Below are 15,776 nucleotides of genomic sequence, written 5' to 3'. Positions count from 1 at the left end.
TAAATTCATTATTTAATTCCTCATTTAATTTTTTAAAATGTTTTACAAAGAAACAAATGAGTTTCTACTTTTGCATGTGGTCCTGTAGAAAAATAACGAGATTAAATTTATATTGATTAAAAATAAAATATATTTAAAAAATATTTCCCAAAAAATGATTTTAGGGATTATTTAAACGATTATGCATGAAAAAATTGGAGAAAATCTAAAATATTTATAGTATAATAATCAAAAATAAATAACATTATTAGTTAGTAAGTGTGTTATTAATGGTTTTAAAATCAATGAAAAAATTGTTAAGATAAAATAAAAAAACCATGTTTCTTTGTAAAAAATATGAAATTTGCAAGGAAACTATAATAGTTAAGAGGATTTAAAATGAATGTTTTGCTCGCTTCAGATGATAATTATGCACCATTACTGGGGATAACCATCTACTCATTCTTAGAAAACAATTACAAAGAATTTGATGAGATTAACATGTATATTTTAGATGGTGGTATCTCAGATACTAATAAAAATAAAATTCAACAAATCTGTGATGAATTTGATGTCAATCTATTGGAATATGTAAAATATGATGACATTGATGAAGTTTTGGGTATTGACATCAAGGCCACAAGACCATTAAGCACATACGCACGCTTATTCGCTCCTTCTTTATTGGATGATTCAATCGATAAAATATTATATCTCGACTGTGACGCAGTAATAACAGGATCATTTAAGGAATTGTATGATATGGACATTTCCGATTATGACTGTGCAGCAGTTACAGACATGGGACCGAAATTCAACAACATTTTTCTAGGGCTCCCACCAGATGGAGAGCATTTCAATGCAGGAGTTTTATTAATAAACCTTAAGAAATGGCGTGATGATGATTTAGAAAGGAAATTCTTGGATTTAATCATAAAAAACGATGGAGAAGTACATCACAACGATCAGGGAATAATAAATGTTGTCTGCAATGGCAATATCCTTGAAATCCATCCGAAATACAATATTCTCTCACCATTCTTTGAGGTCAGCTATGATGATGTTTTGAAATGGAATGGTCGTGATGAGTTTTATTCACCTCAAATTGTGCAGGAGGCGGTTGATAATCCAGTGTTTATCCATTTAACACAATTCGTAAACGGCAGGCCATGGTTTACAAATGCTGAAAACCATCCGTTAAGGCCAATATTCGATGAATATGCCAAAAAGACACCATTCACTGAGGATGAGATATATATCGAAGACCACAGGCACTGGAAAGGGAAACTACTTTCATTTACTTATAAATTTCTGCCTTTCTCCTGGATTTGCAAGATGTTTGAAGCATACAGGTACTATTTAGTTAAAACTAATAAAAAAGAAGTGAGATAATGAATTTGGAAAGACTTTATAGAAAATTACCAAATTTTCTTAAGTATAACAATTTTCTTTTAAAAAAAGTATTGTCACTTGCTAAAAAAATCAGGAAAGTTAATTCGAATGAAATGGATTTTCATTATTTTTTATTGAATTTTTTATTCACTAATTATGATATTAAACCGAGAGGAACATTGAGGAAATTACAATTATTATCATTGGAATTGCTAAAATTTGCTGATAATGTATGCAATAAATATAATCTATCCTTATGGTTGGATAGTGGAACTCTTCTTGGGGCTGTGAGGCATTCTGGTTTTATTCCATGGGATGATGATGTTGATGTTGGAATGCTAAGGGAAGATTATGATAAATTTATAGAAATTTTTCCAAAAGAATTAGAAAAATATCCAATTCTTAAAGACAAAATTGGTTTAACAAAATTAATTGAAAATGAGGAAAATTATTTTTCTGGTTTTAAATCAGTTTATGATGTGGGGGATAAATCTAACATTCTCTCTGAAGAGAAATTCTTGTTTTTGCAATTTGCTTGGCTTAAACCTTATGTTAAAATTGATTTTTTCCCAAGAGATTATTTAATTGAGGAAAAAAAGGAGCTTTTGGAAAAAGAGTATCCTGTTGCTAAATATAAATTAAGTAAAGAAACTAGGAATGGGAATTTGAATTTTGATGAGTCTTTTAATAGTGAAAACAAACGATTAGGAATTACTAAAGACAAAACCTCTCTAATTTGTGATGGTTTAGATTATTTGGAGATGACTCCATTAAGAATTTTTGATTATGATGATATTTTTCCTTTTAAAACTATGGAGTTTGAAGATACTTTTTTCAAAGTTCCAAATAAACCAGAATCACTTTTGGCTAAATGGTATGGTTCTAATTTCATGAGCATTCCTCATTATTTAGATACTCATGATTTAACAAAATTTATTGAAAGCCAATTTGATTCAAAAGAAGAGATGGACAAGGCTTTTGAAGAAAGTCTGGAGATTTTAAGAGAAATTAATGAAAATTATCAATAATATTTTTTCAGGAGGATAAAAATGCAAGCCATTATATTAGCTGCTGGAATGGGAAAACGTTTAAAAGAATTGACAAGTGACGTTACCAAATGTATGGTCAAGGTTAATGAAAAGACAATGATTGAACGCATGTTGGGCCAATTGGATGAGTTGAATCTTGATAGGATTGTTATGGTTGTAGGCTATCATGCAGAAAAATTAGAAAATTATGTCAATTCCTTAGATGTAAAAACTCCTATTGAATATGTTCTAAATGATGTTTATTATAAAACAAACAATATCTATTCCCTTTATCTGGCTAGGGATTATCTAGTTAAAGAAAATACTCTTATTTTGGAGTCGGATCTTATTTTTGACGATGGGATTCTTGAGGATTTGGTCAATGATGAATATCCTGACTTGGCATTGGTTGCAAAGTTTGAAAGCTGGATGGATGGAACTGTTGTTACAATAGATGAAAACAACAATAACATCATAAACTTTATCGATAAGCAAAATTTCTCATTTGAGGATATTCCTAACTATTATAAAACAGTAAACATTTACAAATTCAGCAAGGAATTTTCCCAAAACTATTATGTCCCATTTTTAGAAGCTTATATTAAAGCTTTAGGGGAAAACGAGTATTATGAGCAAGTTCTGAAAGTTATTTCCAATTTAAAAAATCCTTCACTGAAGGTGAAAAAGCTTGAAGACAAGAACTGGTATGAAATAGACAATGTTCAGGATTTGAATATTGCGGAATCTATTTTTTCAAAGCCTGAAGAGAAATTGGATAAGTTCAACCGCAGATATGGAGGTTATTGGAGATATCCTAAATTGCTGGACTACTGTTATTTGGTAAATCCATATTATCCTCCCAAATCCCTGACTGATGAGATAAAGTCCAATTTCGAAACTTTGCTTGAAAACTATCCTTCCGGGATGGAAATAAATAGCTTGCTTGCCGCCAATTATTTTGATGTTGATTCAGATCAGCTATGTGTTGGAAATGGTGCTGCTGAGCTAATAAAATCATTAATGGAAAATGTTTTGGGAGATGAGAAGCTAGGAGTCATTGCCCCTACTTTTGAAGAGTATCCTAACAGGTTAGATGAAGAAAATATTGTTAGGTTTTATCCTAAAGACTTCAAATACGATTTTAGTGATATAATCGGCTTTTTTGAAGATAAAAACATTGACATGCTTGTTCTTATAAATCCTGACAATCCTTCAGGCAACTACATTTCAAAAGAGAATGTTTTGAAACTTGCAGAGTGGTGTAAGGAGCATAGTATTCGCTTGGTTGTTGACGAATCATTCATTGATTTTTCAGATATTGAAGAAGATCCAACATTCATTAAAAAGGAGATTTTGGAGAAATATCCTGAATTGATTATCGTTAAAAGCATATCAAAATCATTTGGAGTTCCGGGTTTAAGGCTGGGTATTGCAGTATCCAATGACAAGGATTTAATCGAGAACATGAAAAAAGACGTTTCTATCTGGAACATCAATTCATTTGCAGAATTCTATCTGCAAATATTCGACAAGTATAAGGCAGATTATGAAAAGGGATTGGAATCATTTAAACAAACAAGAAACATTTTTGAGGAAGGTTTAAGTTCAATAAACAATTTGGAGGTTTTTCCGTCTCAGGCCAATTACTTCATGTGTGAAGTTAAGGGAGACATTACAAGCAGAGAGCTTGCATCCATACTGTTAAATGATCATGATATTTATATAAAGGATTTATCCAATAAAAACGGTTTTGACGGAAGATCTTTCATTAGATTGGCTGTCAGAACAAAGGAAGACAATGAAAAATTAGTAAATGCATTAAAGGATATTTTGGATGATTAGATGAAGGTTACAATCATTGGCGGAGGCAATATAGGGACATTGATGGCTGCGGAATTGTTATTTAAAGATTATGAAGTATGCATTTATACTTCCAGTCCAGAGAAATGGGATTCACAATTGGAAGTCTATAATAACAATGGACAATTTCTGTTTAAATCAGATGGCCTGGAAGTATCCAACGATATTGAAACAGCTTTAGAAAACACAGATTTTGTTTTCATCACATATCCTTCTTCTTTATTTAAGGAATTGTCAAGTCTATTGCTTCCACATATTCATGAAGGCATGCATGTTGGTGTTGTTCCAGGTGCTGGAGGGGCCGAATTTCAGTTTAAGGATTTAATCAAGAAAGGGGCCATTCTTTTCGGTCTTCAAAGAGTCCATTCAATAGCCAGATTAAAGGAATATGGAAAATCCGTTTATATGTTAGGAAGGAAAGATAAGATTGATATTGCAACATTTCCTCAAGGACATGAAGAATTTGTCAGGAAAAATTTGGAAGAAATGTTTGATATGTCCTGCAGAATAATTGATAATTATTTAAATATCACCTTAACTCCATCAAATCCGATTTTACATACATCCAGGATATATTCAATGTTTAAGGACAGTATGGAGTTTGATAGGAATATTTTGTTCTATGAGGAATGGACCGACGATTCTTCAGATATGCTGATTAAATGCGATAGTGAACTTCAAAAGCTTTGCGGAAAAATGGATAAATTCAATTTAAATGAAGTTATTTCTCTTAAAAATCATTATGAAAGCTTTACAGTACCTGCAATGACAGAAAAGATTACAAGTATTGAAGCTTTTAAAGGATTGACCTCACCAATGAAGAAAGATAATGACAAGTGGGTTCCAGATTTTTCATCCAGGTATTTCACATCAGATTTTGCTTATGGATTGAAGATTATTCTGGATATTGGCAAATTATACGATGTTGAAATGCCAAACATTCTTAAAATTTGGAATTGGTATGTTGATGTTTCCGAAAACTCTAATTTTTTTAGTCTTGCCGATTTAGAAATTGATAACAAGGAAGAATTTGAAGATTATTACTTTAAAGAGAGGTTAAAATCATAAATGGAAGAGCAAAAGGAAGAAAAAACGATAAAGAAAGGATAATCGTTTATAATATTGGAATAAGTTTGCATGATATTTATTTTGCTGGCAAGATTTATGAAATGATTGGCGATGATTGTTTGAATGTTGATTTGAACAAGCCAACTGAGAAATTTTGGGTTTGAATCGATTTTCAGCCCAATAACATTTAATAATTTTAAACACACAATATATCATTATGAATAAAAAAATTTTCTTTGCATTGCTTATTTTCATTTTAGCTATTGGAACAGTAATTGCTGCAGACAACATAAGAATCGATGATGTCAGCACTGACATTGAAAAGACTTCCAGCGAGTTCGTCTATACTGCAGTTTTTGACCTGTATGGTGTTTCCAACGATGACTGTAAGGTTGTTGCTTATTTCTATGAGGGGGACACTTTGGTAAAGAACACTACTCAGGATTTGGCGGTTGCTGACAAGTGTGAAATTTCCTTGAACTGCACTTTGGATGCTGAAAAGGATATTGATCATATTGAGATTGTTGTTTTTGACAATAATTCAGTAATTTTCAACCAGACCGAGACCTTCAATTCTACTGCTGATGAGCCTCAGCAGGAGTCTTCAGCAACTTATGTTGCAAGTTCCAATTCAGACAAGTTCCATACTCCTAACTGTCAATGGGCTAAAAAGATCAGCGGAAGCAATAAAATAACTTTTTCCAGCAGGGATGCGGCGGTTAACTCAGGTTACACTCCGTGCAGTGTTTGCCATCCCTAATTTTTTCTTTTTTTTTCTTTCACTTCGAAATATTGTTTTCACTTTTTAAAATTGCTTTAATCAACAACAAAAGGTTTTTATGGCTTTTTCAAGACACTAATAGATATAGGATATTTTGATTACGATGATAAATTGAAGGGGGTGTTTGGTTTGGGTCCGTCGTTATTGGAGGAAGGTATTGAAATAGGTGAAAAGAACTATCTGGTGAAAGTTGCCAAAAGAATGTTGGCAAAGGAATATCCTATTGGGGAAATTTCTGAAATCACTCAACTGTCCAAACAGGACATTTTAAATTTAAAAAACAAGGAATAATTTTATCATTTATCAATATTGCTTTGACCTTGAAATATTTATTCAACAGTTTAAAATTGTTTAAATTGTCAACAGAAGATTTTTATAGGTTTTTTAACTATCTTAATCTATGTGCAACGAAAAAACACATGATGAGGAAAAGCCTGTTGAGAAAGAGGTGAAATTTTTTCATGACAAGACTCAAAAATTTCTGTTTGATTATTTTTCTCCAGATTTCTTAAAGGCTTTTGACATTGAATACACATTCAAGCAAACCTTAAACACGGAAATAATAGCTTATGGGAAACATACTTTGAGAATGGATGTTTTAATAGAAACAGAAGAAGGCATTCTGTTAAATATCGAGTTTCAAAGTACTTCATTGGACAAGTCAGTATTGCGCAGGTTTTTTGAATATGCCTATTTCTCTTCGTTAAAATACGAGGGGGCAATTGAATCCTATGTTATTTCCACCAAGGTAAAGAAGTCCACTACAAAATACCTGTCAATTGCGGGAAAATTCGATTATCCCTTTGAGGTTATAGCCTTGAAAGAAATTGACGGAGGCAGTTTATTGGATGTGTTGGAATATAAGATGGAAAACGGTATTGATTTGGAAAATCCGGAAATTGTTAAATTGTCATTAATTGGTTATACTTCTTTTGATCAGTCGTTTGAAGAGATTTTCATAAGGGCAATAACAATTTTGAACAATGTAAAAACATTAAATATTGTTATAATTAAAGATATTAAATATATAATGGAAATGCAGTATAGAAGGTTAGCAAAGCGAGAACTTGAAGGAGAATTAAAAGAGGTGTTTAATATGGGTCCATCTATATTGGAGGAAGGTATTGAAATAGGTATACTTAAAATGGTTGAAAAAATGTTGGATAAAGGTTATCCAATTGATGACATTTCTGAAATGTCTGGTTTGTCTGTAGATGAGATTTTTAGTTTGAAAAATAGTAAATAATTCGTTTGCTATTTTTTTTAAAACTTTTAATCACTGCTTTCATTTTGAAATATTGTTTTCATTCTTTAAAATTGATTTTATTGGTAACCAAATGTTTTTATGTGTTTTTCAAGACACTAGTAATATCAAGAGGTTTACAGTCTTCAATGTTTGAATTATAATAAATTTAAAGAGGTGTTTAGTATGGGTCCTACCTTAATTGAGGAAGCTTATGAGAAAGGTCTAATAGCAGGTCTAAAAAAAAGTGAAAAACAAGGTCAAAAGAACTATCTGGTGCAGGTTGCCAAAAGAATGCTGGCAAGGGATTATCCTGTTGGGGAAATTTCCGAAATAACTGGCTTATCAACAGATGAAATCCTAAAGATATGATAGATTAAACTAACTCCTCAAACCTGTTTCTCCAACTAATCAAATATAATCAACAAAACCTTATTTTATCCTAAATAGTTCGAAACCAGATATCAGTTTAATTGATCATATAAATCACCAAACATTATAAATAAACTGTCGGACTAAATAATATCTAGAGGAATTAACATGATTTTTGCAACTATTTTAGCAGGCGGTTCTGGATCTCGTATGGGAGTTACAGAAAAACCGAAACAGTTTTTGACATTGGGCGAAAAGCCTATACTGATTCACACAATTGAGAAATTTGCCTTAAACGACAAGTTTGATGAAATCATTGTCCTGACACCAAAGGAATGGATCAGCCATACAAAAGACCTGATAAACAGATACATTCCAGATGAAAAGATTACAGTAATCGAAAGCGGAAACCTAAGGATTGACACTGTAAAGAATGCTATGGACTACATCAAGGAAAATCACGATTCTCCAGACAACATCATCGTAACCCATGATGCGGTAAGGCCTTTCGTAACTCACAGAATAATCGAAGAGAACATTCAGGCAACAATGGAGCATGGGGCCTGCAACACCATAGTTCCGGCTACAGATACCATCGTAAGAAGCGTGGAAGGGGATTTTGTGGATGAAATCCCAAACAGGGCAGAGCTCTATCAGGGCCAGACACCACAGTCATTCAAGCTGGAAAGGCTTGAGGAACTGTACGCTAAGCTGGATGAAAATCAAAGGGAAACATTGACAGATGCCTGCAAGATATTCACTTTAAACAACGAGCCGGTTGCAATCGTTGAAGGTGAAGTCTCAAACATCAAAATAACATATCCGTATGACCTGAAAGTTGCCAATTTCATCTTAAAGGAGTAGTTGCAAAATGATAAATTCAGTTTATAGATTGACATCCCCTGGAATAATAGAGGAGACATTCATAGAAGTTGACCTTGACGACGATGTGGTAATCAGGCCAACCTACATGTCAATCTGTCAGGCTGATCAAAGATACTTCAGGGGAAACAGGGCTCCTGAAATATTAAAGCAGAAATTGCCGATGGCGCTTATCCATGAAGCAGTAGGGGAAGTTGTAAGGGACTTTACAGGAACATTCAAGCCAGGAGACAAGGTAGTTGTAATCCCAAACACTCCAACAGAAGAGGATGACATAATTCAGGAAAACTATATCAGAAGCTCCAGATTCCGCTCAAGCGGCTTTGACGGATTCATGAGCGATTACGTAATATCCAAGAAGGACCGGGTCATCAGGCTGCCAGACGACATTGACCTCAGGGTTGCAAGCTTCATAGAATTGATATCAGTATCGGTTCATGCAATCTCAAGATTTGAAATGTTTGCACATGAACGCAAAAACAGGATAGGGGTATGGGGAGACGGAAACGTAGGATTCATCACCTCCCTGCTTTTGAAGATATTCTATCCTGACTGTGAAGTTATAGTTTTCGGAAAGAACCTTGAAAAGCTATCATATTTCTCATTTGCAGATGATGTCTACAACATAAATGAGATTCCGGAAGGCTTCTCAATAGACCATGGATTTGAATGCGTAGGAGGATTCAAGGCCGAAAGCGCAATAAATCAGATAATCGACATAATAAACCCGCAAGGCTCAATAGCTCTTCTTGGAGTGTCTGAAAACAACGTTGGAATAAACACAAGAATGGTTCTTGAAAAGGGACTCAACCTCTTCGGAAGCAGCAGAAGCGGCCGCGAAGACTTTGAGAAAACAGTTCAGATGATTTCAGAAAACGAGGAGATAGTCAATTATCTGGAAAGCCTCATAGCCAATGTGGTTCCAATCAAGTCAATCAAGGACATTACAGAAGCGTTCAACGCTGATTTCAATTCAGGATTCGGCAAGACAATTCTGGAATGGAACAAATAACTTTCTTTTTTTTATTTTCAAATGAATGCAATTTTTCATTCTCAATACATTTTTTCTTTTTAAATTCAATATTTTTATCTAAAAGCAATTTAAGAAGGTTTATATTGGATAAAAACATATTATAATTATGAATTCATTATTTAATCTAATATAATATCTATAATAAATTATTATAGTGATTTAATGGCTAAAAAAATAATAAACGGATCTTCTCAATCTATTCAAAGTTTAAGTCATGAAAAATATTTAAAATTAAAAGAGATGTTAGGATGAATATTATTATATCAATAAAACCCCAATTTGTTGAAAAAATAATAAATGAAGAAAAAAAATATGAGTTTAGAAAGATAATTCCTAAAAAGGATATTGAAAAGGTATTTATCTATTCCACAGTTCCTGATAAAAAGATTGTTGGATATTTTGAATATGATATAGTTATCAAAGACAGTCCAACAAATCTTTGGAATAAATGTCAAAAATATGCTGGGATTAGTCAAGAGGATTTCTTTAATTATTATGGGGAAAAAGAAATGGGTTATGCTATTGAAATCAATAATCTGAATGTTTTTGACAATCCCATTGATGTTTGCGCAATTGATGACTTTATTGCACCCCAATCTTTCCAATATGTTGATGATTGCTTTTTGGAAAGTTTTGTAGAAGCATAAATGTAATTGAATATTGAGCTTATATTTCACAATAATTCTTTCCAATCATTTTTTTTAATCTTGGAGTTTTTTTAGCAAGTTTTTAGCTTCCAAGAAAAACTAATGAAGAAAAATTAGACTCTACAATCAATAAAACAGAAAGCCACTTCAAAACAACACTCAAAATATAAAATAAAAATAAATCAATAGTTCCAAAAGCATTAGCATAACAAGCATGACACACAATAAAACATCTGAACAAAAATAACTAATATTCCATAATGATGTAGAGTCTCTCTGACTTTACTATAACATTATATAATTAGATAAACAGAATATATATTAATCTAATAAAATTGTTGATATTCATGACTAAGAAAGATTTGATTAATAGTGGTAAGGTTAAAAGCGTTTTTACCACTGACAATGACAACGAAGTTTTAATTGAATTTAGAGACGACATGACTGCCGGTGATGGAGCTCGTAAGGAAGTTATGTCTAAAAAAGGAACTTATAATGCTATTATTTCTTCTAAAATCTTCCAGGTTCTTGAGGAAGGCGGTGTCAAAACCCAATTGATAGAGCTTATAAAGCCTAACGAAATGATAGCTACCAAGCTTGAAATGATTCCGATTGAAGTTATTATTCGTAACATAGCAACTGGAAGTTTAGTACGTACATATCCTATTGAGGATGGAACTCCTTTGGACCCTCCAATAGTTCAGATGGATTACAAGAACGATGAATTCCACGATCCTATGCTCAACGATTCAATCATCAAGGCATTGGGAATAGCTACTCAGGAAGAAATCGACACCTTGAAGGAATTGGCATTGAAGGTCAATGACATCCTAAGGGAATTCTTCGATGAGGCAGGAATTATCCTTGTTGACTTCAAGATAGAGTTCGGTAAGGACAAGGACGGAAACATAGTCTTGGGTGATGAAATCAGCCCTGACAGCTGCAGATTATGGGACAAGGAAACCTTGGACATGCTTGATAAGGAACTGTTCAGAAAAGGTAAGGATGATGAAGTTATGGAAGCTTATGTAGAAGTTTACAACAGAGTCATTCCAGATGAAGAAAAGGCTAAATTTGATTTATAGGTGTTTTAAATGTTATTTAATATTGAAGTTAAAATTTCATTGAAAGATGGTATGTTAAATCCGGAAGCAACAACAATTGAAAGATCTCTTGAATTACTTGGTTACACTGTAAGCAATGTTAAGACCACCGATATCCTTAAATTCCAGATGGAAGGGGAAGATAGGGATGAAGTAAGGGAAGCAGTGGTTGACATGTGTGAAAGATTGCTCTGTAATCCTGTTATCCACAATTACAAGATTACCGTAATTCCACAGGACTACGCTTGTGGCTGTAGTGATTGCGAATAGGTGATTTTCAATGAAAATTGGAGTAATTAGATTTCCTGGAACCAACTGTGACCGTGATGTAGCACAGGCTATTGAACTTGCAGGAGCAACACCTGAATTTATTTGGTGGAGTGAAGAGGACTTGACTGATTATGATGGTATTGTCATTCCTGGAGGATTTTCATATGGGGATTACCTAAGGGCAGGTGCTATGGCTTCAATCACACCTGTAATTGATGGAATCAAAAGCTTGGTTAAGGAAGAAAAGCCTGTTCTCGGAATATGTAATGGGGCACAGATTCTTGGTGAAATAGGTCTTGTTCCTGGAGTGTTCATTACAAACGAACATCCAAAATTCAACTGTGAATGGACTCCTTTAAAAGTAACAACCAACAGGACTCCCTTTACAAAGGCATTTAAGAAAGGAGACATCATAGACATACCTATAGCTCATGCTGAAGGCAGATTCTACACTGATAACATTGACTTGCTCAAGGATCAGGACCAAATCGTATTGCAGTTTGCGGAAAAGAATCCTAACGGTTCAATGGAAGCAATCACTGGTGTCTGTGATGAGTCAGGACTTGTATGTGCGATGATGCCTCATCCGGAACGTGCTGCTGAAGCAATTTTAGGTTCCGATGATGGATTGAACTTCTTCAAAGGTTTCCTTTAGGTGAAATGTATGGTTGTTTCATTAATCGGTGCAGGTCCTGGTGATGCAGATCTAATCACACTTAAGGCAGTGAAGGCATTGAACAATGCCGATGTTGTCCTGTATGATTATCTGGCTAATGAAGAAATATTGGAACATGCTCCGGAAACTGCAAAATTATTATATGTTGGTAAAAAATCAGGAGAGCATTACAAGACTCAGGATGAAATAAATGAATTGCTTGTAAAGGAAGCTCTTGAAAATGAACATGTAGTAAGGCTTAAGGGAGGAGATCCTTTTGTATTCGGTCGTGGAGGAGAAGAGATATTTGCATTGATGGATGCAGGAATCAAGTTTGAAGTCATTCCTGGTGTAACCTCAGCTATTGGAGCTCCAACTTCATTAGGTCTTCCAATTACACAAAGGGCATTGGCTACTTCTTTTACTGTTGTAACTGGTCATGAAGATCCAACAAAAGCAGAAAAACAAGTCAAATGGGATTTTACAGCAGATACATTAATAATTCTTATGGGAATTGGTAATATAAAAGAAAACACAGCTGAAATCATGAAACATCGTTCTCCAGACACTCCTGTATGTGCAATTGAAAAGGGAACACTTCCTGGGGAAAATATAATTTTTGGAACACTTGAAGACATTTCAACCAAAAAAATAAGCCCTCCGGCAATTCTAATCATTGGGGATGTTGTAGGACTTTACAAGGAAATTTACGACTATACAAAAGAGGATAAAAATTAATTATCTTCTTATGCTTTTTTTTATTTATAATTTTTAAAAATCTCTTATTTTCTTATTTACTCAATTCTTAATTATTTCTAGTAACAATCCTAAAATATTATATATCAGTTTAATATATAAATATTATATTATAGTGAATTATTAGGTGACAGTAACATGTGTGGTATTGTAGGTTGTATATTAAAGGACAATGAAAAGGCAGCCCCAGTTCTTTTGGAGTGCATTTCAAAACTGGAATATAGGGGTTATGATTCAGTGGGAATCGCAACTATCAGCGATGAACTTAACATTAAAAAGGGAAAGGGTGCAATCAAAGAGGTAAACAATGAATTGGACCTTTCAGACATGCCTGGAAACTATGGAATAGCTCATACAAGATGGGCGACTCATGGTAAGCCTAGCAAGGAAAATGCTCATCCACAGATTGACTGCAGCGGAAAGATTGCAGTTGTTCATAATGGTATCATCCGTAACTATGTTACAATCAGAAACGAGCTTGAAAAGGAAGGGCATGTTTTCAAATCACAGACAGATACTGAAGTCATTCCTCATTTGATTGAAAAATTCATGGACAAGGGACTTGATTTAGAAAAAGCGCTACGTGAAACAATCGCTATTCTTGACGGAACTTATGCAATAGCAGCCATTTCTGTAGATGAACCTAATAAAATAATTGCCACACGTAAAGATAGTCCATTGATTGTAGGGGTTGGAGATGAACAATATTTCATAGCTTCTGACGCTCCAGCTATTTTGGATTATACAAGAACTATTTTCCGTCCAGATGAAGGGGATATAGTTGTCTTGGAACCTTCAGGTGTTACTGTTAAAAACAAGGATGACGAAATCATTGAAAAGGAGATTTTCACTATTGACTGGACTCCTGACATGGCTGAAAAGGGAGGATATGAATATTTCATGCTTAAGGAAATCAATGAACAGGCAGAATATATTCAAAACACATTAACCCAAAAGGAAAACATTGAAAAAATCATAGAAGAGCTTGAAGACATCAACAGAATATGCTTCGTTGCTTGCGGAACCTCCTATCATGCATCACTTACTGGAAAATATCTTATAGAGTCATTGGTGGGAATTCCTGTAGATGTTATATTGGCATCTGAATTCAAATACTCATTAAATGCCTTAAACGATAAGACCCTTTGTATTTACATATCACAATCTGGAGAGACTGCAGATACATTGGATGCATTGAAAATGGCAAAACCAAAATCCAAGACATTGGGAATTGTAAATGTGGTTGGTTCAGCTATTGCAACTGAAGCCGATTATGTAATATATACTCATGCAGGCCCTGAAATTGGAGTGGCCGCTACCAAAACATACTTATGTCAACTTACAGCAATCTACCTGTTTGCAGCACTATTAAGCTTGAAATTGGCTGAAAACAATGATGATATTGACTTAACAAAAACCACTGACCTGTTGCGTCAGCTGGACAGGGTTCCTGAATTCATCGAGGAGGTTTTGGGCCAATCAGATTCAATAATGAAAATGGCTGAGAAATATAAGGATAAGTCTGATTTCTTCTTTATTGGAAGAGGTTATGCATATCCGATAGCCTTGGAGGGTGCCTTAAAGCTTAAGGAAATCACATATATTCATGGGGAAGGTTATGCTGCAGGTGAACTTAAACATGGGCCTTTGGCTTTAATGGATGAAGGGGTTCCTGTTGTTGTTGTAATGCCTCCTGGTGAAGATTATGATCATACAATGAGTAATTTGGAAGAGGTTAAGGCTCGTAATGCGGAAGTTATTGCTGTCACTACAGATGATGCTGAAATCAAGGAGGATAAGGCAGACGATATTATTGGAATAAATCCTGATGTAAGTGAAATAATCGCTCCTTTGGTATATATTGTTCCATTGCAAATGTTTGCATACTATGTGGCTATTGATAAAGGCTGCGATCCTGACAAGCCAAGAAATCTTGCAAAATCTGTGACTGTTAATTAGGGTGATATTATGATTTCAATTTACAAAGTTTCAAAAGAAGGATTCAAGACAATATTTGCTATTGATTTTTTAGAGGATGAGGCTTCATTTTTCTTCTTTATTGATGGTGAATGGGAAGAGGATCATGAGAAGGTAGATACTGAATCAATGGAATTCATTTATGGTGAATTGGTTGATGTTAACTTGCTTAAGGACCTTGATTTAGGTGAAAAAATCGAACTTCCTGATGGAGGTTCCATAACTTGTCTTGCAAACTTTGACAACATGGGTAATCTTGAGGAAAACAGCCAGCATGTCATTGAATTTTTGGACTCTTATGCTAAAATGATGGATATGGTTTAGATATCCACTTTCTTTTTTTATTTTTCAAAATTTACACCGAAACATTTATATATTATAACTATCTACTTAGTAAATGGTGATGATATATGCGATGTGATAAAATAATATAGTTTGAAACAATTTATAATAGGTTATTTTATCGAATTTAGATGAAAAAATTTGGTAAAAAACGGGAAACAATGAAAACACACTGTTGAACGGATAAATCATTATTGAAATTGTTGCTTAGAAAAACTTGGGACATTTTTCTGGGTTTGAATTTTAATGTGATGCCTTAAATACCTCAAAAAAATTTTGTTTAACAAAAACCATTTAATCATTAATACGATGTTATTGATGAAAAAAATATACTCCGGCTTTGTTGAAACCCTTTGTCGATGTGTAAATTTTGTTATTTGCATATGAT

The 15,776-nt window shown here is 33.7% G+C and carries 17 protein-coding genes; all 17 read left to right on the top strand.

Annotated features, from left to right (window positions below; genetic code table 11):
* The first annotated feature begins 378 nt into the window (after positions 1 to 378).
* Positions 379 to 1,371: a glycosyltransferase family 8 protein gene (locus Q4P18_RS08360; protein WP_303337812.1), complete on the top strand. Its 993-nt coding sequence runs from the start codon at positions 379 to 381 to the stop codon at positions 1,369 to 1,371.
* Positions 1,371 to 2,399 (top strand): phosphorylcholine transferase LicD, encoded by a 1,029-nt coding sequence (locus tag Q4P18_RS08355; protein ID WP_303337810.1) that lies wholly within the window; start codon positions 1,371 to 1,373, stop codon positions 2,397 to 2,399. The genes Q4P18_RS08360 and Q4P18_RS08355 overlap by 1 nt, the downstream gene beginning before the upstream one ends.
* A gap of 21 nt (positions 2,400 to 2,420) precedes the next feature.
* A complete protein-coding gene (locus Q4P18_RS08350) occupies positions 2,421 to 4,241 on the top strand; it encodes an aminotransferase class I/II-fold pyridoxal phosphate-dependent enzyme (RefSeq protein WP_303337808.1) in 1,821 nt (606 codons plus the stop codon).
* Positions 4,242 to 5,327: an NAD/NADP-dependent octopine/nopaline dehydrogenase family protein gene (locus Q4P18_RS08345; protein ID WP_303337806.1), complete on the top strand. Its 1,086-nt coding sequence runs from the start codon at positions 4,242 to 4,244 to the stop codon at positions 5,325 to 5,327.
* 217 nt (positions 5,328 to 5,544) lie between these two features.
* On the top strand, positions 5,545 to 6,087 hold the full coding sequence (locus Q4P18_RS08340; protein ID WP_303337804.1) for a hypothetical protein: 543 nt from the start codon (positions 5,545 to 5,547) through the stop codon (positions 6,085 to 6,087).
* A gap of 150 nt (positions 6,088 to 6,237) precedes the next feature.
* The gene (locus Q4P18_RS08335; RefSeq protein ID WP_303337802.1) at positions 6,238 to 6,399 is read left to right on the top strand and encodes a hypothetical protein; all 162 of its coding nucleotides are present in this window, start codon (positions 6,238 to 6,240) and stop codon (positions 6,397 to 6,399) included.
* A 109-nt stretch (positions 6,400 to 6,508) separates the two neighbouring features.
* Positions 6,509 to 7,354, top strand: coding sequence for a hypothetical protein (locus Q4P18_RS08330; RefSeq protein ID WP_303337799.1), 846 nt, complete (start codon positions 6,509 to 6,511; stop codon positions 7,352 to 7,354).
* Positions 7,355 to 7,537: 183 nt separating this feature from the next.
* Entirely contained in the window at positions 7,538 to 7,723 is a 186-nt protein-coding gene (locus tag Q4P18_RS08325) for a hypothetical protein (RefSeq protein ID WP_303337797.1), read from the top strand.
* Positions 7,724 to 7,891: 168 nt separating this feature from the next.
* Positions 7,892 to 8,587, top strand: a complete 696-nt coding sequence (locus Q4P18_RS08320) for a 2-C-methyl-D-erythritol 4-phosphate cytidylyltransferase (RefSeq protein ID WP_303337795.1) — start codon at positions 7,892 to 7,894, stop codon at positions 8,585 to 8,587.
* A 7-nt stretch (positions 8,588 to 8,594) separates the two neighbouring features.
* On the top strand, positions 8,595 to 9,617 hold the full coding sequence (locus Q4P18_RS08315; protein WP_303337793.1) for a ribitol-5-phosphate dehydrogenase: 1,023 nt from the start codon (positions 8,595 to 8,597) through the stop codon (positions 9,615 to 9,617).
* Between the two features lie 269 nt (positions 9,618 to 9,886).
* Positions 9,887 to 10,285: a hypothetical protein gene (locus Q4P18_RS08310; RefSeq protein WP_303337790.1), complete on the top strand. Its 399-nt coding sequence runs from the start codon at positions 9,887 to 9,889 to the stop codon at positions 10,283 to 10,285.
* Between the two features lie 347 nt (positions 10,286 to 10,632).
* Positions 10,633 to 11,370, top strand: a complete 738-nt coding sequence (gene purC / locus Q4P18_RS08305) for a phosphoribosylaminoimidazolesuccinocarboxamide synthase (protein WP_303337788.1) — start codon at positions 10,633 to 10,635, stop codon at positions 11,368 to 11,370.
* Positions 11,371 to 11,379: 9 nt separating this feature from the next.
* Positions 11,380 to 11,658: a phosphoribosylformylglycinamidine synthase subunit PurS gene (gene purS / locus Q4P18_RS08300; protein WP_303337786.1), complete on the top strand. Its 279-nt coding sequence runs from the start codon at positions 11,380 to 11,382 to the stop codon at positions 11,656 to 11,658.
* 10 nt (positions 11,659 to 11,668) lie between these two features.
* The gene (purQ, locus tag Q4P18_RS08295; RefSeq protein WP_303337784.1) at positions 11,669 to 12,313 is read left to right on the top strand and encodes a phosphoribosylformylglycinamidine synthase subunit PurQ; all 645 of its coding nucleotides are present in this window, start codon (positions 11,669 to 11,671) and stop codon (positions 12,311 to 12,313) included.
* 9 nt (positions 12,314 to 12,322) lie between these two features.
* Positions 12,323 to 13,051, top strand: a complete 729-nt coding sequence (cobA, locus tag Q4P18_RS08290) for a uroporphyrinogen-III C-methyltransferase (protein ID WP_303337781.1) — start codon at positions 12,323 to 12,325, stop codon at positions 13,049 to 13,051.
* Positions 13,052 to 13,207: 156 nt separating this feature from the next.
* Positions 13,208 to 15,028, top strand: coding sequence for a glutamine--fructose-6-phosphate transaminase (isomerizing) (glmS, locus tag Q4P18_RS08285; RefSeq protein ID WP_303337779.1), 1,821 nt, complete (start codon positions 13,208 to 13,210; stop codon positions 15,026 to 15,028).
* Between the two features lie 9 nt (positions 15,029 to 15,037).
* On the top strand, positions 15,038 to 15,370 hold the full coding sequence (locus tag Q4P18_RS08280; protein WP_303337778.1) for a hypothetical protein: 333 nt from the start codon (positions 15,038 to 15,040) through the stop codon (positions 15,368 to 15,370).
* Positions 15,371 to 15,776 lie beyond the last annotated feature (406 nt).

This window comes from Methanobrevibacter sp. (assembly GCF_030539665.1).
Lineage (GTDB): Archaea > Methanobacteriota > Methanobacteria > Methanobacteriales > Methanobacteriaceae > Methanocatella.
The sequence above is the reverse complement of the archived record's forward strand: the minus strand, read 5'-3'. Positions and strand labels throughout refer to the sequence as shown.